We start from the raw sequence: 18,959 nt of genomic DNA, 5'->3' as shown, positions 1-18,959 counted from the left end.
GCGATGCAGCCCCTGCGAAGCATCTCCGAGCTCCCTTTCCGCTGCCGTCCCGCGCTGGAGCTCCTGAACCTCGAGCAGCACCGCGACGAGCCGGACGTGGAGTCCACGCAGTTCGGCTGGTGCCGGGTGGCTGAGCTCTGGCTCGACGGCCGCGCGGATCGGGGGCCGCTCCGGGTCACGGACGCGCTCGTCGTGGCGGTGCACTCGGCGGACGAGCCGGAGGTGCTGCCCGACGACGTGGAGCTCGAGTTCTTCGTCGAGGAGGTCGCGAAGGACTACTCGGTGACCGTGCTCCTGTCGGCGTTCCTCGAGCGCTGGCTGCCGGCCGCGTTCTCCGGCGAGCGCGCCGTCGTGCTCGCCATGTGCAACCCCCACGCCGCGCGCATCCGGCGGCCGGAGGCGGCGGGGCGCACCCCCGTGTATTACGCCCACGGCGACGTCGACGCGTGGCTCGACACCGACGCAGACGGTCGCCGGCGCATCCGCCTCGAGGCGGAGGCCTGGCGCATCGCGGAGTGAGACGATGTTCGACGGACGCAAGCAGCCGATCGTGTCGCGCGAGCAGAAGCTGGTCTATGCCGGCATCTACGTGCTGAAGAAGATGGACCTGAAGCCCGCCGACGGAGGCATGGAGATGCCCCTCGTGCTGCCGCCCGAGCTGAGCCCGCTGGAGGACGTCCTGCAGGAGCTCGTGAACGCGGACCTGGTCGAGGTCAACCGCCGCAAGGCGCGGTTCGAGATCACCAAGAAGGGGCTGGCCTACCTCGGCGAGATCATCGACGAGGCGGAGGCGCTGGTCGACGAGTTCGACGACGAGTCGCTCGAGGACGCGGTGGCCGAGCTCCGCGGGCGCAACGTGGACGTGCTGCGGGCCCGGTTCCTGTGGGGCTGGTACGACGGCGAGCTCGATGATCTGGTGCTCTTCCAGCAGCGCCGGGGCGTGACGCCGGTCGAGCCGTGGTGGGCGGACTACCTCATGAGCGACGCGTTCTACGAGGCGCTGCGCCGCGATTACGAGTGAGTGTGCCCCCGGGTCAGACGGGGACAAACTCGGCGATGGCGATCTCCTCCAGCTGGAGGATCGAGCCGAGCTGGAAGCCGGCCTCGCGCGTGAGCTCCCGGTATTCGGCGTCGGTCCGGCACCGGCCGCCGGCGCTGATCGTGAGCATGAGGACGTCGGACAGCGCCGCCCGCGCGAGGTTCGACGGCTCGAGGATCTGCTCCATGATGAGCAGCCGCGCGCCGCTCGCGTCGCCGATCGCGCGCCGGATGACCCGCAGGATCCGGGAGCACTCGTCGTCCCCCCAGTTCCAGAGGCAGTGTTTGACGATGTAGAGATCGTGGCCGCCGGGCACCGCCTCGAAGAAGTCGCCCGGATGGAAGCGCACCCGATCGCCCACGCCGGCCTCCTCCAGGTAACGCGTGGCGGAGGGCTCGACGTGCGGCAGATCGAGCACCGTGGCGCGCACCTGGGGGTGGGCCCTCGCGATGGCGGAGGCGAGCGTGCCCAGCCCTCCTCCCACGTCGAGCACCGAGCTCACCTCCCCGAACCTGGCATAGGCCTGCGCGATCATCGCCGCGCCCTCCAGCGAGTAGTCGAGCATGGCCCGGTTGAACAGCGCGCTGTCGGCGGCGTCGGCGCGGAGGTGCTCGTAAATCGTCTTGCCGCGGCGGTGCGTGAAGCCCGCCTTGCCGTCGCGGATCGCGTCCGAGAGCCCGTCCCACGCGTCCCGCTGCATCGGCGAGCGGAGGAACTCGGCGAGGGCGCGCAGGCTGAACGGGTGTTCGCTCCCGAGGAGCCTCGACAGCTCGCTGTGCTGAAAGCGCCTGTCGCCGAGCTCCTCGAAGATCCCGTTCGCCGCGAGCGCCCGGAGCATGCGATAGAGCGACGGGCCGTGCAGCCCGAGCCGCGCCGCGACGTCGTCCACGTGTGTGGGCGCGTCGCCGATCGCGTCCGAGAGGCCGAGGCTCGCCGCGGCGCACATCGCTTGACAGAGCCACATAGCATTCGTGATCTCGTTGAAGCGCTGTCGGCCGGCGCTCGCGGGGATCCGTGCTGCTGCATCGTTGTTCATGGTTCCGCTCCCATCTCGTCCGAGGTTCGTGGTGGCTGCCGTCCGCGCCTCGAGGTCGCCTGCCGCCGTCGACGTGCGGGTCGCCGACGAGGTCGCGCGTGGTCGGGAACTTTTCGCGGGGCTCGCCGTGTCCTCGGAGTATCAGGGGAACGAGGCGGCGCAATGCCCTCCTGCTCCCCGTCCAGCCCATGCCCACGTTTCCCCACGCCTCGTTCGTCGAGCGGCTCCTCGCCGAGCTCCCGAGCCTCCTGCGCGCGGCGCGCCGCCTGACGCGCTCGGAGCAGGACGCCGAGGATCTCGCGCAGGCGACGGTCGTGCGCGCGATCGAGCGGCACGCCGACCTGCGCGACCAGGATCGCATGCGCGCGTGGCTGCTCCGCATCGAGCGCTCGGTCCTGCTCAACGCGACGCGCGGCGCGCGGCAGCGCCTCGAGGTGATCGAGGGCGGCCGCGGCGCCGAGTCGGTGCCGGAGCCGCAGGGCGATCTGGAGGCGGAGCTCCTCGAGCGGGGCTTCGCCGACGAGGTCGAGCGCGCGCTCGCGCGTTTGCCCCCGGAGTGGCGCGAGGCGCTGCTCCTGCGGGAGGTCGAGGATCTTTCCTACGAGGAGATCGCCGATCTCCAGGCGTGCCCCGTGGGCACGGTGCGATCACGGCTCTCGCGGGCGCGGCTGGCGCTGGTCGAGGGCCTCTCCGAACGGCACGAGGAGATGTCATGGCAGGGTGCAACCGCGAGTGGTTCGAGAACATTTCGGCGTGGCACGACGGCGAGGTGACGCCCGAGGACGCCGCGCGGATCGAGGCGCATGTCGCCGGCTGCGGGCCCTGCCGGCGCGCCGTGGACGTCCTCGGCGGCGTGCGGCGCGCGCTCGTCGCGAAGGCGGACGGGGAGGTGCCGAAGCGCCTGCGCGAACGGGCGGAGGCCGCCGTCGCGCGGAAAACGCGCGCGCCGCGCCGCGGCCCCTGGGTGATCACGGCCGCCCTCGCCGCGGCCGCGGCGGCCGCCGCGCTGCTCGTCGGCAGCCCGACCCGGGGCGTGGGCGCGGCGATGGCGAACGAGCTCGTGAGCCACCACGTGCGAGGCTTCGCGCGCGAGCGCCCGTGCGACTTCGAGTCCTCCGATCCGGACGCGGTCGCCGGGTGGCTCGAGGGGAAGCTCGGCTACGCGGTGACCGTCCAGCCGGTGTCCGGCGCCCGGCTGCTCGGGGCGCGCCTCTGCCAGATCGGGGGCACGCGCACGGCGGCGCTCATGTACGAGAGCGGGGACAAGCCGCTCACGGTGTTCGTGCCGCCGCCCGGCTCCGACGCCGCGACGGCCGCGCGCGTGCTGGCCGGGCGCGGCGTGGGGTGCACCCAGGGGCCGCTCGGCAGCGCGATCTGCGCGAGGAGCGTGGAACAGCCGGTGTTCGCCGTCGCCGAAGTGGACGTCGCGGCGCTCGCGCCGGCGCTCGGCAGGCGCTGATCCCGCCCATTGCGAGGACCCATGACGATCGCTTCATTGCTGACGCTCTTCGGTGCCGGGCTGCTGACGTTCGCGTCGCCCTGCGTGCTCCCGATGCTCCCCGTCTACCTGTCGGCGCTCGGCGGCGCCGGGGCGCTCGGCGGTCCGGACCGCGCCGCGGCGACGCGCGGCGTGCGCCTCGCCGGCGTCGGCTTCGCGCTCGGCCTCGCGATGGTGCTCGTCGCGCTCGGCGCCGGCGCGTCGGCGCTCGCCGCGGCCCTCGCGCCCCACCGGCGCGTGTTCACCGTCGCGTCCGGCGCGATCCTCGCGCTCTTCGGCGCGAAGCTCCTCGGTGTGCTGCGCCTCCCGTGGCTCGAGCGCGAGGCGCGCCCGCTGCTCGCCCGCCTCCCCGGCGCGGGCGGCTTCTGGGGGGGCATGTTCTTCGGGATCGCCTTCGCGGCAGGGTGGACGCCGTGTGTCGGCCCGGTGCTCGGCGCGGCGTTGACCTACGCAGCCAGCGCGGGCGCCAGCCCGCTCGCCGGCGCGGTCCAGCTCGGCGCTTACGCCGCGGGCCTCGCCGCGCCCCTCGTCGTCGCGGCCTTCGCCGGGCCCGCGGCCGTCGCGCTCGCGCGCCGCCTGATGCCGGCCACGCCGGCCCTCCAGCGCGCGACGGGGGCGCTGCTCGTGGTCTTCGGGGTCGCGTTCGCGACCGGCCGTCTGGACGCCTTCTCGCCGCCCGCGGCGCCGGTGGCGGAGAGCGCGCCCTGCGACGGCGGCCCCGCCGGCGCGTGTGCGGCCCCGGAGGGCGCCGTGGAGCACGGCGACGTCGCGCTGCCCGAGGGGATGCCTCGGCTGATCGAGTTCGAGAGCGCGCACTGCGCGGTGTGCGAGCGCATGGCGCCGCTCGTGAAGGAGCTCGAGGCGCGCTGCGCCAGGGAGGCCGGCACCGTCCTGCGCATCCCTGTCGACGATCCTCGCGGGCAGGCCCTCGCGGCCCGCTACGGCGTGCGCTTCGTGCCGACGTTCCTCACCGTCGACGCCGCCGGGCAGGAGGTGGAGCGCGCCGTCGGCGAGCTGCCGCGCCAGCGGCTCGCGAGCCTGCTCGGCGACGTCCGCGGCGAGGCGTGCCCCCCTGCCTTGTGAGCCCACGGCCGGGCGTCGGCCCCGGCAGGGCGATGCAGAACATCCCGCCGCACGGCGTGGCGGGCGCACGCCGTCGTAGCAGCGGCGTCAGGGGCAACGCGGCGCGGTGTACTCCCCGCTCGGATTGCCACCCAGGAACAGGTCCTCGGAGGTCAGGCGGAACCGCACCTCGGCGCTGTCGATCGCGAGGATCTCGAGCGTGCCCGACTGGATGAGCGTGCCGCCGCCCTTCCCGCAGTCGTCCGGCGCTGGAGAGTACGGCTCGCCCGCTTCGAGGACGAAGCCGCGGAGCGCGGGATCATTGATATCGTAAACACCGACCTGCTGGTAAGCGACCGGCAAGGCGAACCGCAGCTGCCAGTGCCCACCGCAGGGAAGATGCGTGATATAGATATTGCAGGACTCGCCGACATCCGAGATGTGGAGCAGGAGATCGTTGGGATCCAGCTCGGACCCGCCGCCGGCCGCGGAGGTCGACACTGCGCTGCCGGTTTCGCTCGCCAGATTCTCGTAATACTCCTCCCTGAGCTCGTCACGCTGCGCGCGCGTCATCGCGACGGCCGCCGTGAGCGGGCTCGAATCGCCGCCCCCGCCCCCGCCCGCGCCGCCGGAGCCACCCTCCCCCGGCGGATCGTTGGGATCCGGCGGATCGTGCGCGCCGCCGTTGGCGAGGTCGGGGAGATCGAACGAGCCGCCCTCCCAGAAAGCAGGGTCGCAAGCGGTCAGCAGGAGCGGCATCACGAAGACGAGGGCTGGTTTGGTCTTCATCGTCGCGTCCGACTGTGCAAACACGGTGCCAGAGCGACAAAAGGCCCAAAGCGCGACCAGCGTCGATTCGAAGCTGGGGGCACGGTCACATTGCGTGCCAAATTGTGCCTTGGCACATACAGGGACGCTCGACGGCAGGCCTCGGGCAGCGACACACCCGCTGCTCCGGCGCCGACAGGCTCGTCTGCTACGTCAACCTGCCGGGCTGAGGCGACCCACGGCGCCGCCGCGGGTGGTGGTCTCGTGGCGGCGCCTCGTGCTCACCTGTTCAGGCGGGACGAAGGTCAGGGGTACGGCGACGCGAGCAGCATGACGCCGCGGCCGTCGGTGAGCAGCGCCTGAAAGGCGACCTGTCCCAGGTTGTTGTTGACGGCTCCGGCCGTCGGCGAGAAGACCGGCGGCGGCGGGATGATCAGCTGCGGCGAGTTGAGCTGCTCTACCGTGCCGATCCCGGGGATGACCGTCCCCGTCCGGGCAACCACGCTGAGCCGACCGTGCGACCAGCGGAACAGGCCGGTGACGAGCGAGTCATCGCCGGCGTCGATATGGGCGCTGAAGACCACCTCTCGAGCATCGTTGATGTGAACGTTGCCGCCGACGAGGCTGGCGTTGATGAGGGTTCCGCCGCCGGGCAAAGGGTCGCCGGGCCGAGCGACAGCTTTGACCTCGCCGTCGAGGAACACGAACACTCCGATGTCCTGGTTGGCCCCCGGGAACGGCGTGAGATCACCATTGAAGGCGATGTCGCCCCATCGGTTCATCACGTCGTGGAAGACCTGCCGAAAATCGCCTCCGCCCGGCGCCGGATCACCCGCGTGGACGATGGAGCGCACCCCTCCGGACGCCCGTTTGACGTACAAGCTACCCAGCGCGTTGATCAGCTCCGCCTGCGGTGGAAAACCCGGGACCGGACCGGTTTCGCCGGCGATGTGGCCGATGAAGGACACGTCGCCGCGATCGTTGATCCACGGCTCAACGGCGTAGTCGAACGTCCCGCCGCCGGGCGCCTCGTCGCCGGGGACCACCACGCGGTCGATGTGACCATGGGGGCGGGCAACGAACGTCCCGATCCCCAGGCCGACGTAGGGCTGTCCAGGGGCGTGGAAGCCTTCCTCGGTCTCCACGATGCCGGCGAACGCATGGTGACCGCGGTCGTTGATGGTGGGCCCGAAGAAGACCCCCCGGAACGTCCCGCCGCCCGGCGCCGGCGTCTCGTCGGGGATCACGACCGGTATCACGCTGCGGGTGGCGCGCGAGTAGCGATAGGCGCCGGCATTGACGCCGACTGGCGTGGCGAAGGGCTCCAGCAGAAAATTGAAGACCATGTCCGCTCGCTCGTTGAGGTCGACCGGTCCGAGGAAACCGAAGCTGAAGATCCCGCCGCCCGGCGCGGCCCCGCCGGTCCGCCCCAGCTCCAGGATGCGCCCACGATGCCTAAGGAAGACCCCCTCCCCGCCGGTGGAGACGTCGGCGCCAAACGCCATGTCACCCGAGTCGTTGAGCCCGCCGACCTCGAAATCATTGACGAAGGTCCCTTCCCCCGGGGTCGGGGTGTCGAGGAACGCGATCGCCGAGAAGACGTATTCCTCGGATCCGTGCGCCGGGTAGGAGCAGGCCAGGGCGTCACGTCGCGACGAAGTGGTGGCCTCCGGCTCCATGTCGGTCCCGCAGGCCGTCGTGACGAGCGCACAGCACAGCCCCAGCACCGTGAGTCGATTCGTCCGCATAGACATCTCCGTCGAGCCAGGATTTGCGTGAACGAGGCGCAGTTCGAGGATCCGCGGGAATATGGATGATTGAACACCGCTGATCAAGGCGACGCCTATCCGTTCTCGATTCCGTTCTCGATAGGGTGACGCGAACTCACCCGGCGCCTCGGACGAAAGCGTGCTTTGGCCATGACGTGGACGATCGCGCGGAGCCGTGGCCCGCGCTCGCGGACGGATCCGCCCGCCAGAGCAGTCCTGGGCGTCGCGGGTGACGTAGCAGAGCCCGATCTTGCGGGCGCTTCCCGCCAGGCGCGAGCCTCGGGCCAACGTGACGCGCGGCGCGGGCGGCGTCGGTCAGGAGCGCTCCTCGGCACGCGCAGCCCCCCGGCGGCGCCGGTGCTCGAGCACGGGGCGCCCGCGGTGGCCGAGCCCAAAGGCCTGCGTCTCGCGGTCGAGCTCCGCCGGGTGAGTCGGACGGCGGCGCCGCGGAGCTCACGCCCGCGCGAGGCCATGGCGGCGGGATGCACAGGATGCATGACGGACATGCAGATTTCGATTTGGAAAATCTATTTACGATGATCCACATGTCCATCGGATCTACGCTGGGCGCCGCGCGAGCGCGGGCGAGCTGGCTCGCCGCGATGGGCCTCTCACGCCGGACACCCGCGGCACGCGCGTGGGGCCCAGCCTCTCCGAGGAAGGCAGTATGGTAGACACCAGCATCTCGTCGACGCACATCACGCCTCGTCACGCCCGGCGCGCCGCCCGCCACGGCGACGCTCTGGCCCTCTTGCTCCTCGGCGCCCTCGCCCCGGTCGTCGGATGCGCCGACGACGAGCTCGCGCTCGAGACCCCGGTCGAGACCTCCGCGCAGGAGCTCGTGAGCATTCCCACGATCCCGGACGAAGCGCTCCAGAAGACCCTGGCCCCCATCCGAGCCCTCGAGGTCCCTGGCAGGGTCTACATGAAATCCGTCGAGGAGACGTTCTCGGGATCGGGGACCTTCTCGCAGGTCGTTCATGTCTATCAGCCCGACGCGACCGGAGAGAGGATCCGGTTCGAGCTCGCCGCGAGGACGGCGACGGGGCAGGTCGACACGAGCCACAGGTTCGAGTCCGTCAAGGTCACCTCGCGCCCGGGAGAGGCGGACCAGAGCGAGCAGACGTTGTGGAACAGCAGCGGCCAGCAGGTGTACGAGCTCTCGAGCTCACGCCAGGGCTGGTATCGCTTCGAGTTCAGGTACGTCGCCCCGAACGCGGGCCGCACCCAGAGCTTCAAGGCCACCGACGTCTCCGGGAACTCCTTGAAGATCGTCTGGGTCGACCCCCCGAGCGCCGCCGTGCAGGTCCGCGCGAAGATCGCGGTCGACAGCTCGGCGTCGCAGGTGTTTTTCAAGGGAGGCGCCTACCGGAACACCGATCCCGCCCAGTCCGCCTATGCCGACAACGTGAAGCTGAACGGCAACCTGCTCTACCGCCGCGGGTTCGATCAGGGCCGTTACAACTTCCCGCTCGGGCAGCTGAACGCGGCGGAGCACACGCTCGAGTTCTCGCTGACCGCCAGCGGCTACGATCCTGCCAAGTTCTGGTTCGGCGTCAGCGAGAAGAGCTTCGCGCCGACGGGCCCCGCCAAGACGAGCTGGGATCGGGTCCAGTTCCTCTACTACGGCGCGATGCGCACGGGCGACTACGACGCCTGGAGCGAGGGCGTGGCCTTCGCGCAGGGCCCCGCCGTCACGAACGGGGTCCGCCCGCCGCCCGTCCGCCGCGGCACGACGTTCTCGGTGGCCGTCGAGGACTCGAGCCTGAACGGCACAACCCAGAACGCGACGCTGCGGATCATCTCGGACGCCACGGGCGCGGAGGTGTCCTGGGCGAAGTCTCTGCCCTCCGAGTACGACTACCGGGGAGGGATCTTCGCGAGCGGCGCGTTCTCCAGCCGCAACCGCGAGCACTGGCGGATCACCGCGCCGAGCGACGCGCCCGTCGGTCGTTACCTGGTGCGCGCCTTCACCCCTTCGGGCGCCCGGATCGGCCAGGACGTCGTGTTCTACGTGATCCACAACCCCTATCCGCTCGTCACGAGCGGCGCGATCTCCAAGGCGGAGCTCGAGACGTACGGCTACGACGAGGACGAGGACGGCGTCAACCTGAACGGCGGGTTCGGCAGCGATCAAGACAACATCCGCGACAACTTCACGGTGCTCTACGAGTGGTCGCCGCCGTACGACGTGCAGCGGAAGCTCACCGCGGCGTTCCGCCGGACGACGGACGAGTCGAAGTTGTCGTTCCTGGATCACGCCGTGGCGGCGGCGCAGGGGACCACGAGCGAGTTCGAGACCATGCGCCGTCTGTACCGGCTCGTCACGCAGCGGTACCGGTACAGCCAGCCGACCAACCTGGGCGACGTGTCGACCATCTTCCTGAGCGACGGGCTGGATCCCGCGGAGTCGCTCCAGTACGGGAAGCCGAACACGCAGCTGAGCTCGGACGACGGGATCAACGGCGTCCAGTGCTACGACTACGCTCCGGTCCTGGCGGCCATCGCCCGCAGCGCGGGTGTCCTTTCCCGGGTCGTGTCCAGCAACGGCAACCTCGGCGGCTGGGGGAACCACTTCTTCACGGAGGCGTACATCCCGAGCGTGCCCCTGCACGGCGGGAAGAGGGAGAACAACAGCTCGAGCCCGAACAGCGACACCGATCCCTGGTACGTCTTCGACGCCACCAACCCGGACGCCTCCGGCAGCACCCCGTATCAGTTCCTCTGGGAGCGCTACTCGGAGGCGATCGGGCCGCGGGCGCAGTTCGGCAAGGCGGCGTTCGTGCTCTCGGGGTACAAGCCTCGCGGCACGACGACGAACACCGTCACCTGGGATCCGCTCGGCCCCACGACCGACATCGGCGAGGACGACGTCCTGTCCCTGGAGGCCCAGTACGAGTCCGGGCCGGACTTCTGGATCACGCAGAGCGGCGTCACGGGCTTCCTCGGGCGCGGCGAGAAGGACGTTTATCGCATCAGCAAGGCGACCACCGGGGCGAGGGCGATCTCCGTCAGGACGCTGCCGGGCGGCGGGAGCACCCTGCAGCCCAAGCTCTGCGTGGGGCCCTACGTCGATCCCAACGGCCCCCCCGTCGTGAACGAGCCCGACATGGATCCCAGGTGGAACGCCTCCGTGCCGGTGCGTTGCGCGGATCGGGCCACGACCTATCCCCTGCCCGAGGGCGAGTCGTACGTGGTCGTCTTCCACGACCATGGCCAGCCGGATGACGCCTATCCCAACTCGGAGGACAGGCTCAAGCTGGGAGACTCCGTCCAGTACGCCCTGGACCTGCAGTTCTGAAGATGCCGAAACCTCTCCCGCCGTGGCGCAGCGCCGTGGCGGGAGGGGTCCCTCCGACCTGAGGAGCTCAACCGAGCGGGCCGCGCTGGCGGCCGCCGGCCGGGCATCGACATCGAGCTAGAGCGAGCGCCGAAGTGCGAGAGCTCATGATCTCGCCGCGGTTCACGATCCAGATCCGTGTAGTTCCGCCTGTGCTCGACGCGAGCTGGCGGGTGTCGCCGCGTGCGCCTACGCATCCGACGCGCTTCCAGACCTCGGGTTCCACGACGACGAAGCGCGCCACCTCGCCCGCGTGCTCGACCTCGAGCGCGCGGGCTTCACGGAGCTTGACCCAGGCCTCCCTGCACCTCGCGACGGACGTGGAGCTCCTGCTCGACGCGACTCCGTCTCTCCACCTTCGTCCCGCCACGGCGAGGGGCGCGCGCCACGTGGAGCTCCACCGGAACGGCGGCGGCGTCGAGTCGTTCCCTTGGCTGCGGGTCCTCGATGAATCCGACTACCCCGAGCCGCTCGGCGCCCGTGTCCAGACCACGAACGGGCTCGCGCGCCTCCTTCGCAGATCACAGCTCCCGATCCTCCGCCACCTCCGGCGCGTGTGAGCCCTCAAGAACAGGACCAGGAAAGAAGACCCATGACATCGATGACTGTCCACGACATCGTTGACGCACCGGCGCCGGACGGCGCCGCGCTCCAGGATCGCGACGCGCGCGCGCCCCGGGGGGCCCGGAGATGAGCCGTTACACCGGACCTCGCGTCAAGGTCATGCGCGCGCTCGGGGTCGAGCTCCCCGGGCTGTCGGCGAAGAAGACCGAGCGCCGGCCCTACCCCCCGGGGCAGCACGGCCAGGCCCGCAAGAAGCTCAGCGAGTACGCCCTCCGGCTCCGCGAGAAGCAGAAAGTCAGGCTCAATTATGGCCTCACCGACACGCAGCTTCGAACGCTCATGCTCGAGGCGCGCAGGAGCAAGCTGGCCGCCGGGACGAAGCTCATCGAGCTGCTCGAGCGCCGGCTCGACAACATCCTCTTCCGCGCGGGCTTCGCGCGCACCATCCCGGCCGCGCGGCAGCTGGTGACGCACGGGCACGTGCTCATCGACGGAAAGCGGGTCGACATCCCCTCCTACCGAGTCCACGCCGGAGAGACGGTGAGCGTGCGCGAGCAGCGCCGCGACCACCAGACCGTCGTGGCCGGCCTCGCGAGAGCGGACCTGGAAGCCCCCGCGTGGCTCGCGGTCGACAAGGACGCCCGGCAGGCGCGCGTGACCAGCCTGCCGGACGAGACGAGCATCCCGTTCCCGATCGAGGTTCAGCTCATCATCGAGTACTACTCGCAGCGACTGTGACGAAGAACGCGCCCCCCGCGCGGTCACGGTCGCCGGCCGCCGCGCTGCGCCGGATCCTCGGGCGAGGGCCCACCGGCGCTGGGCGGCGTGTTCACCTGCCCCATCGCGGCGCTCTGCAAGGATCCACGCGAGCCGAGATTTAGTTTTTTAGCTTACAAATTTGCGCACCGCGGCCGATCCATGTCATCGCGCGCAGCCAGGCGCTGCGTGCTGGGCAGCAATCAACGCCCTGCCCGCGCGCGCTGCTCCCGGTGTGGGCAGGCCCTGCTAGGGTCCGCGCATGGCCCAACGCAGCAAGAATCACCTGGCCATGTTTGGCCTCCTCGTCCTGTGCGCCGCCTGCAGCCCGAACGAGAAGCTCGCGCCGGTGGGCCGCGGCGAGCCCGGTCAGGGCGACGCGGACGCAGCGCCGGACGGCGGCGGGACCGGGGCGGCCGACGACCTCTTCGCCGAGCTCCCGGGCCTCGCGCCGACGGCCACTGGGCGGGGCGGCGCGGCGGCGACCGTCGATCTCCGCGGCACCCTGGCCGCCATCGAGGTCCTGAAGAAGGGCGGCAACGCCGTGGACGCCGCGGTCGCCGCGGCCGGCGTGCTCGGCGCGACCGACCCGTTCTCGTGTGGCATCGGCGGCGGCGGCTTCATGCTCGTCTACCTCGCCGCCGACAACAAGGTCGTTGCGATCGACCACCGCGAGACCGCGCCGTCACGGCTCGAGGCGAGCGCCTTCTACGAGAACGGCGCCCCGATCGCGTTCGACGAGCTCGTGACGAGCGGCCTGTCCGTGGGCGTGCCCGGCACCGTGCGGGGGTGGAGCGAGGCGCTCCGCCGCTACGGGACCCTCGGGCTCAAGGACGTGCTCCAGCGGGCCATCCAGGTCGCCGAGGCGGGGTTCGAGGTCGACGCGACCTTCTTCGAGCAGACCGGGCGGAACCTGGCGCGCTTCCAGGCGATCACGAGCAGCAAGGAGCTCTTCCTCGGGCCCGACGGCGAGGCGCGGCCGGTCGGCGCGGTCTTCAAGAACCCGGATCTCGCCAGGACTTACCGCCTCATCGCCGAGGGAGGAGACAAGGCCTTCTACGAGGGAGAGATCGCCGCGGCCATCGTCGCGGCCGTCCTCGAGCCCCCGATCGAGCCCGGGAGCACGCTCGACGTGCGGCCCGGGGTGATCGCCCTCTCCGATCTGCAGGACTATGAGGCCCGCGTCCGCCCGGCGATCTCGACGACGTACCGGGGCTACACCGTCCATGGCGTGGGCCTCCCCAGCAGCGGTGGGATCACCGTGGCGGAGGCGCTCAACCTGCTCGAGGGCTTCGACCTCGAGACGCTCACGCCCGTCGAGGTGCTGCACCGCTATCTCGGCGCCTCGCGCCTCGCCTTCGCGGATCGGGGCGCCTTCCTGGGGGATCCCGAGTTCGTGGAGGCACCCGTCGCGGGGTTGCTCTCGAAGGACTACGCCGACGCTCGGCGCGACCTGATCGACCTCGCAGAGGCCCCGACCAGCGCGGCCGCGCCCGGCGACCCCTTCGCGTTCCAGACCGACCCGAGCCCCTCGCCGCGCCGCGGCCAGCCGGCGAGGAACGGGAGCGCCAGACCGAAGAACGACGCGAGCGACAACGAGACGACGCACATCACCGTCAGCGACGCGGCCGGCAACATCGTGTCGTACACGTGCACCATCGAGAGCGAGGGCGGCAACGGCGTGGTCGTACCCGGCCATGGATTCCTGCTGAACAACGAGCTCACCGACTTCAACATCCCTTCCGACCCGGCCGCGCCGCACCCGAACGTGGTCGAGCCGGGCAAGCGGCCGCGCAGCAGCATGAGCCCGACGATCGTCCTGAAGGACGGCAAGCCCGAGATAGCGCTCGCCTCGCCGGGCGGGTCCACCATCATCACCACCGTGCTGCAGATCCTGGTCGGCTACATCGATCTGGGCCTGCCGATCGACAAGGCGCTCGCGGCGCCGCGCATCTCGCAGCGCAACGCCGGCGATGGCTCGAGCGACGCCGAGACGGCGTTCCTGGGCGCGCTGGAGGCCGAGGGGCTCAGGGCCCTGGGACACGTGTTCTCCGACGCGAACACGACGGGTGGCGAGATCGGCGCGGCCACCGCGCTCCGCTTCCACGGCGACGGCACCGTGACCGCGGTCGCCGAGCCGGTCCGCCGCCACGGCGGGAGCGCGATGGTCGAGCGGGCGCCGTAGGCCGCCTGCGTAGCATTGACGGCGCGGCTCAGGTCGCCGGCTATTGAGGCGACCTCACGCAGCAGCCAGCCTGCGCGGGGACGTGGCGCGAAACTGCCGCGCATCCCGCTCGCCGATGCGCTCCATCTCCTGGAGCCAGGCCGCTCGTTGCTCGGGGGTCCGGGTCTTCTGATTGAAGAACGTGGTCTCGCGGACGGGCCCGAACCCCACGAAGCGCAACGTCGCGTTGACGAACGAGGCATGGACGGAGCGCCGGTGCCAGAAGCGGTACCACCAGCTCGGGCTATCCATCGTCGTCACGACACGCGCGCTGCGGCCGGCGAGCAACCCCTCGGGCAACGGGCTTCGCGTTCGATAGGCGAACGACCAGCCGGGCAAGAAGGCGCGATCGATGAAGCCCTTGAGGAGCGCGGGCGGCCCTGCCCACCAGGTGGGGAAGAACCAGGCCACATGGCTCGAGCGCTCGATGGCGGTCCGGGCCTTCAGGAGGTCGGGCTCGAGCTCCTGTCGGCCGCTGAAGCCGGCGCGCAGGTGCGGATCGAACACGAGCGAACGCAGGGCCAGGTGCTCGACGCGGGCTCCTCCCCTTTCGAGGCCGCTGGTGTAGGCCCGCGCGAGCGCGTCGCTCAGGCTGTCGGGGGCAGGGTGACATTGAATGACGAGGTGCATGCGTCGATCATGGCCATGCAGCAGCATCTGGGTAGACGAACCTGAGCAGGCGTGCCATGCGTGGGCGCATGGCTCGCCCTCCCGCCTCCCGGCCCGCCGGCAGGCCGCTCGCCGACGTGGATTGGGCCGATCTGCGCCTCTTCCTGGAGGTGGCGCGCGCCGGCAGCTTCTCGGCCGCCGCCCGCAAGCTCGGCATCGAGCAATCGACGGTGAGCCGGCGCATGGCGACCGTCGAACGGACGCTCCGGGTGGCCGTGTTCGACCGGCGGCCGGGAGGCTCCATGCTCACCCCGCTCGGCGAGCAGCTCCTTCGCCACGTCGAGACGATGGAGAGCGGCGCCGACCAGTTCATGCGCGAAGCCAGCGGCCACGAGCGAGAGGCCGAAGGCCTGGTTCGTCTCGCGCTCACCGAGTCGATCGCGGTGCACGGCGTCATTCCGCGCGTGCTCCCGGCGCTCGCCGAGAGACACCCGCGCGTCTCGCTCCACCTGCTGACCAGCTACGACGTGGCCGATCTGGGCCATCGTGAGGCCGAGATCGCCGTGCGCTTCTTCCGACCGAAGAGCGGCGATCTGGTGGCCGCGCGCATCGTCACCTTGCCCACGGTGCCTATCGCCCACCGCAGGCTCTCGAAGAAGGGCCGCGACGAGCTCGACTGGGTCGGCGTCGATCTGGGCGGCGCCTCCACCATCGAAGAGGACTACCGGAAGCGGCACGTGAAGCGGGCCCCGAAGCTCATCGTGAGCAGCTACGTGGCCCAGATCGAGGCCGTGCGAGCGGGGCTCGGCGCCGCCGTCTTGCCGTGCAGCGCGCTCGATCTGGACGACGACCTGGTGGAGCTCGATCTGGGTCTACCCGGAGGTCCAGTGCTCGAGCTCTGGCTCGTCACGCCGCGCGGCCTGCGTGAGGTGCCGCGCGTCGCCGCCGTGTGGAGCGCTCTCGAGGAGCATCTCCAGTTCTTGAGCGGCCCGCGACGCGCGCGGGCACGCCTGCGCCCGCGGTGAGCGGCGCTGTTCTCGCGAGCGGCGCGGGAGGACGCCACGATCGGGTTTCGGCGGGGCGTGACAGCCGCTCGACGGGTTCCGGAGGCCGTGCGCGCTCAGGAGCCGGCCGTCGCGAGCAGCTCCCGGGCGTCGCTGACGGCGGCAGCGAGGCGGATCCAGCGGTCCAGCTCGGCCAGATCGGTGCTCGCGAGCACGCGCTCCCGGACCTCGGCAGGGACCTCCAGCCCGCGGGCCTCGAGCACGGCGAGCACGGCCTGCGCCTTCGCTTCGCGGCTCCCCTCCTGCCGTCCCTTCGCCACGTAGCTGCGCGCGAAGTCACTCTGAAACTCGTATCCGCTCTTCATCATCGCCTCCAACGTCCGCCTCGCCGCTGCGTTCAGCGAGGATAGCACCAGGTCCCCGTACACGGCGCGACGCTCCTCATCGAGCCCGGCTGCCGCCGCCAGGAAGGCCACGCCGATCGCCTCCCCCACCTCCTCCTGCCCGTGCGGGCACGTCACGAACCGCGGGCTGTGCTCGGGACCGTTCCCGGGGCACCTCACGACCGCCGCAACCCAACCCGGGTCGGGCGACCCGGGTCGGAGACGAAGCGATCGCGGCTGTCGCAGAGGCGCCCTGCGCCTCGCCGCCTGCCGGAGGACGCACGACGCACAGGCGCGCCGCGGCACGAGGAACGGGTCCGCGTCCCGGCGGCGCTGCGGTCGTGGTAACCTGGTCCCGATGCGCAACGCTGACGAGCTCCGGCGGTTCGCTCGCCAGGGCTGGGCGGCCGCCCAGCGCGACAAGGAGCTCTACTGGCGCGATTGGAAGAGGCAGCACGGCCCTGCCGCCGGGATCCGGATCGCCGATGAGCTCCGCAAACAAGTCCTCGCGCAAAAGCCCGGCTGGCCGAGCGAAGAAGAACGCCGCGAAGACCTCGCCACGCACCTCCGCGTCCTCGAGGCCCTCGACCGCGTCGCGGCCCGCCGCCGTCGCCCTGCTCGCTGACCTGGCCGCAGCGCTGCGGAGGCGCCGCCTCCGCTGGTACGTCTTCGGCGCGCAGGCCGCCGTGGCCTACGGGAGGCCCCGCATGACCGCGGACGTCGACGTCACCGTCGACCTCGCGCAGACCAGCGCGCTCACCCTCGTGGACGACCTCTCGCGCGCGGGCTTCGACCTGCGGGTCCACCTCGGCGACGACTTCCTCCGCGAAGCCCGCCTGCTCCCGCTCGTGCACCGCCCGACCTGCATGCCCATCGACGTGGTGATCGCGGCGTCGAGCCTGCACACCGAGTTCCTGGCGCGTCGCAGGCTGATCGCCCTCGGCGGCGTACGCGTGCCGATGATCAGCCCGGAAGACCTGGTCGTCACCAAGGTCCTGGCCGGCCGCCCCAAGGACCTCGAGGACGTTCGCGGCGTGCTGCTCGAGCAGCACGACCTCGACCTCGATCACATCCGCGCTCTCCTCGGCGAGCTCGAGGCCGCCCTCGGCGAGGACAGGCTGCTCCGCCGCCTCGAGCGTCTGATTCGCAAAGCGCGCACCACCGCCGTGCGCCGGCCATGAGAGGTGCAGCAACCCAGCCCGGGTTGGGGCGACCCAGGTCGGAAGCGAAGCGATCGCGGCTGTCACGCGTCCTGCAGCATCTCGGCGGCCAGCGTCGGCCGATTCTTGAACAGCTCCACCAGGGCTTCATGGATTACTGAGGGCATCGGGTCGTCTCTCGGGTGATTGCAGCCATGCTGAATCCTCAAGCGGCGCGCCGAGCCCCTGCGTGCGGTCGGCAGGGCCGGAGCAACCGCGTCCACCCATCCTGACGAACCCATCATCGACCTTGAACCAGCCAGGAGGACTCCATGGCCCCCCGAACGGTCAAGCCGGTCTAGCGCGCCCGATGAGCCGAACGCGGCTCCCCCCGGAGGTTCACGCCGAGGCCCGCTCGATGAGGTCCGCGGCGACGGCCGTCCCATCCACCGCCACGGTCCCGGCGATCGCGGCCGCGCGCGCAGCGACCCCTTGATCGAGGGCGCCCCCCAACGCGGCCGCGAGGGACTCCGCGCTCAGCGCCGCACGAGCCACCGACGTCCCGATCCCGAGCGCCCGGACGCGTGAGGCCCAATAGGGCTGATCGGCGAACATCGGCACGATCACCTGCGGCACGCCCGCCCGCGCCGCGGCCGTGGTCGTCCCCGCCCCGCCGTGGTGCACCACCGCGGCCACCCTCGGGAACAGCGCCTGCTGGTTGACGTCGCCGATCGCGATGCCGTCGGCGGCGTCGTCGACCAGACCGAGCTCGGCCCACCCCTGCGACAGCACGACGCGGCGCCCGGCGGCCCGCACGGCCTCGATGACGATCCGGCCGGTCTGCTGGTCCACAGGCATGCTGCCGAAGCCGACGTAAACGGGCGGCTCGCCGGCGGCGAGGAACACTTCCAGCTCGGGTGCGAGCGGCGCCTGGTCCGGAAGGAGCCAGGCTCCTGTCTCCGTGACCTTCAGGCCGGGCGTCGCCGGCAGCGGCGCAAGGACCGGGTCCGTCGCGAGCCATGGAGTCGCGCCCAGGATGTGGCCGAGGGCGTCACTCAGCGGCCCCAGGCCGAGCCGCTCCCGGCTCTCGTTGAGCCGCTCGAGCAGGCGCTCGTTCCAGCTCCGCGATTCGTCCTGCCAGCGCTTGAGGTTGGATTCCGGGTCGCCCCCGGGCTCCCCGACGGGCCAGTGATCCGGCGACGGCAGGGACACCGGCGCGTACACCGCGACCACGGACGGGATGCCCAGCCGCTCCGCGACGGACCGCGCGGCGTACTGGTGCGCTCCGCCTGCCACGATCACGTCGCACCCCTCGGCCGCCGACGCGGTCGCGTCGAACTGATCTCTCACGAGGTGCGCGACCAGCGCGCGGATCTGCTCCGGCGTCGGCACGGACGCCGGCGCGGCGGCGGCCCCGCTCGGCTGACGCATCGCGATGCCGATCGGTGTCGCCTTGAAGCCCATGCCGCCCGCCCAGTCGATGAAGTTCGGCGGAACACACAGCCTCACGTCGTGCCCCCGACGCCGCATCTCGACGGCCAAGGCCACCACGGGTTGAACGTCACCGCGCGTCCCCACTCCCGTCAGCAATACCCGCATCGCCTCTCTCCCTTCCACCACGCGCATCGCGTGGATGACGGAGGCGACGATGGCACCGCCGATGCGTTTTTTCATCGTATCAACGCCCGAGTTCCGGTATACATGCTGAAGCGGGAGGCGGGGCGAGGGCGCCCGTACCACGGATCATCCGTTCAGGCCGAGGCGGCCG

The 18,959-nt window shown here is 71.2% G+C and carries 18 protein-coding genes and 1 pseudogene; 12 read left to right on the top strand and 7 right to left on the bottom strand.

The features are described 5' to 3' along the window. The first annotated feature begins 3 nt into the window (after positions 1-3). Both WMF43_RS01630 and WMF43_RS01625 read left to right on the top strand, forming a co-directional pair. Positions 4-519: a hypothetical protein gene (locus tag WMF43_RS01630; protein WP_437676951.1), complete on the top strand. Its 516-nt coding sequence runs from the start codon at positions 4-6 to the stop codon at positions 517-519. A gap of 4 nt (positions 520-523) precedes the next feature. After that, complete coding sequence (locus tag WMF43_RS01625; RefSeq protein ID WP_437676950.1) at positions 524-1,021, top strand: hypothetical protein; 498 nt, start codon at positions 524-526, stop codon at positions 1,019-1,021. 13 nt (positions 1,022-1,034) lie between these two features. Here WMF43_RS01625 and WMF43_RS01620 read toward each other — a convergent pair whose 3' ends face one another. Next, a complete protein-coding gene (locus WMF43_RS01620) occupies positions 1,035-2,075 on the bottom strand; it encodes a methyltransferase (protein ID WP_437676948.1) in 1,041 nt (346 codons plus the stop codon). Positions 2,076-2,263: 188 nt separating this feature from the next. Here WMF43_RS01620 and WMF43_RS01615 point away from each other — a divergent pair, with 188 nt between their 5' ends. Genes WMF43_RS01615 through WMF43_RS01605 form a run of 3 tightly spaced genes read left to right on the top strand, consistent with a single transcriptional unit; the run spans position 2,264 to position 4,656 of the window. Further along, positions 2,264-2,848, top strand: coding sequence for an RNA polymerase sigma factor (locus WMF43_RS01615; protein ID WP_437676946.1), 585 nt, complete (start codon positions 2,264-2,266; stop codon positions 2,846-2,848). Then, positions 2,788-3,534 (top strand): anti-sigma factor family protein, encoded by a 747-nt coding sequence (locus WMF43_RS01610; RefSeq protein ID WP_437676944.1) that lies wholly within the window; start codon positions 2,788-2,790, stop codon positions 3,532-3,534. The genes WMF43_RS01615 and WMF43_RS01610 overlap by 61 nt, the downstream gene beginning before the upstream one ends. A gap of 21 nt (positions 3,535-3,555) precedes the next feature. Beyond that, positions 3,556-4,656, top strand: a complete 1,101-nt coding sequence (locus tag WMF43_RS01605) for a cytochrome c biogenesis protein/redoxin (protein WP_437676942.1) — start codon at positions 3,556-3,558, stop codon at positions 4,654-4,656. An 87-nt stretch (positions 4,657-4,743) separates the two neighbouring features. Here WMF43_RS01605 and WMF43_RS01600 read toward each other — a convergent pair whose 3' ends face one another. Beyond that, positions 4,744-5,424 carry a hypothetical protein gene (locus WMF43_RS01600; protein ID WP_437676940.1) on the bottom strand — a complete coding sequence of 227 codons (681 nt, stop codon included), beginning with the start codon at positions 5,422-5,424 and terminating at the stop codon, positions 4,744-4,746. Positions 5,425-5,708: 284 nt separating this feature from the next. Continuing rightward, the gene (locus WMF43_RS01595; RefSeq protein WP_437676938.1) at positions 5,709-7,238 is read right to left on the bottom strand and encodes a DUF7453 family protein; all 1,530 of its coding nucleotides are present in this window, start codon (positions 7,236-7,238) and stop codon (positions 5,709-5,711) included. A 601-nt stretch (positions 7,239-7,839) separates the two neighbouring features. Between WMF43_RS01595 and WMF43_RS01590 the strand changes: the two genes are divergently transcribed. From WMF43_RS01590 to ggt, 4 genes are all read left to right on the top strand, one after another. Beyond that, the gene (locus tag WMF43_RS01590; protein WP_437676936.1) at positions 7,840-10,473 is read left to right on the top strand and encodes a transglutaminase-like domain-containing protein; all 2,634 of its coding nucleotides are present in this window, start codon (positions 7,840-7,842) and stop codon (positions 10,471-10,473) included. 326 nt (positions 10,474-10,799) lie between these two features. Further along, positions 10,800-11,072: a hypothetical protein gene (locus WMF43_RS01585; protein WP_437676934.1), complete on the top strand. Its 273-nt coding sequence runs from the start codon at positions 10,800-10,802 to the stop codon at positions 11,070-11,072. 130 nt (positions 11,073-11,202) lie between these two features. Then, entirely contained in the window at positions 11,203-11,814 is a 612-nt protein-coding gene (rpsD, locus tag WMF43_RS01580) for a 30S ribosomal protein S4 (protein WP_437676932.1), read from the top strand. A gap of 280 nt (positions 11,815-12,094) precedes the next feature. Beyond that, positions 12,095-14,017 carry a gamma-glutamyltransferase gene (gene ggt / locus WMF43_RS01575; RefSeq protein ID WP_437676931.1) on the top strand — a complete coding sequence of 641 codons (1,923 nt, stop codon included), beginning with the start codon at positions 12,095-12,097 and terminating at the stop codon, positions 14,015-14,017. A gap of 54 nt (positions 14,018-14,071) precedes the next feature. Here the strand turns inward: ggt and WMF43_RS01570 are convergent, their stop codons facing one another. Beyond that, entirely contained in the window at positions 14,072-14,686 is a 615-nt protein-coding gene (locus tag WMF43_RS01570; protein WP_437676929.1) for an NAD(P)H-dependent oxidoreductase, read from the bottom strand. A 68-nt stretch (positions 14,687-14,754) separates the two neighbouring features. Between WMF43_RS01570 and WMF43_RS01565 the strand changes: the two genes are divergently transcribed. After that, complete coding sequence (locus tag WMF43_RS01565) at positions 14,755-15,690, top strand: LysR family transcriptional regulator (RefSeq protein WP_437676927.1); 936 nt, start codon at positions 14,755-14,757, stop codon at positions 15,688-15,690. A 95-nt stretch (positions 15,691-15,785) separates the two neighbouring features. On the opposite strand, the pseudogene WMF43_RS01560 reads toward WMF43_RS01565, so the two are convergent. Beyond that, positions 15,786-16,178, bottom strand: a pseudogene (locus WMF43_RS01560) (hypothetical protein); the annotation flags it as partial. Between the two features lie 232 nt (positions 16,179-16,410). Here WMF43_RS01560 and WMF43_RS01555 point away from each other — a divergent pair. Both WMF43_RS01555 and WMF43_RS01550 read left to right on the top strand, forming a co-directional pair. Then, on the top strand, positions 16,411-16,677 hold the full coding sequence (locus WMF43_RS01555) for a hypothetical protein (RefSeq protein WP_437684281.1): 267 nt from the start codon (positions 16,411-16,413) through the stop codon (positions 16,675-16,677). After that, a complete protein-coding gene (locus tag WMF43_RS01550; RefSeq protein ID WP_437684264.1) occupies positions 16,667-17,233 on the top strand; it encodes a DUF6036 family nucleotidyltransferase in 567 nt (188 codons plus the stop codon). Before WMF43_RS01555 ends, WMF43_RS01550 begins: the two co-directional genes overlap by 11 nt. A gap of 62 nt (positions 17,234-17,295) precedes the next feature. On the opposite strand, the gene WMF43_RS01545 is transcribed toward WMF43_RS01550, so the two are convergent. Then, positions 17,296-17,421, bottom strand: a complete 126-nt coding sequence (locus tag WMF43_RS01545; RefSeq protein WP_437676925.1) for a hypothetical protein — start codon at positions 17,419-17,421, stop codon at positions 17,296-17,298. A 169-nt stretch (positions 17,422-17,590) separates the two neighbouring features. Next, positions 17,591-18,790, bottom strand: coding sequence for a glycosyltransferase (locus tag WMF43_RS01540; protein ID WP_437684262.1), 1,200 nt, complete (start codon positions 18,788-18,790; stop codon positions 17,591-17,593). Positions 18,791-18,959 lie beyond the last annotated feature (169 nt).

Source organism: Sorangium sp. So ce131, assembly GCF_051519095.1.
GTDB lineage: Bacteria > Myxococcota_A > Polyangia > Polyangiales > Polyangiaceae > Sorangium.
The sequence above is the reverse complement of the archived record's forward strand: the minus strand, read 5'-3'. Positions and strand labels throughout refer to the sequence as shown.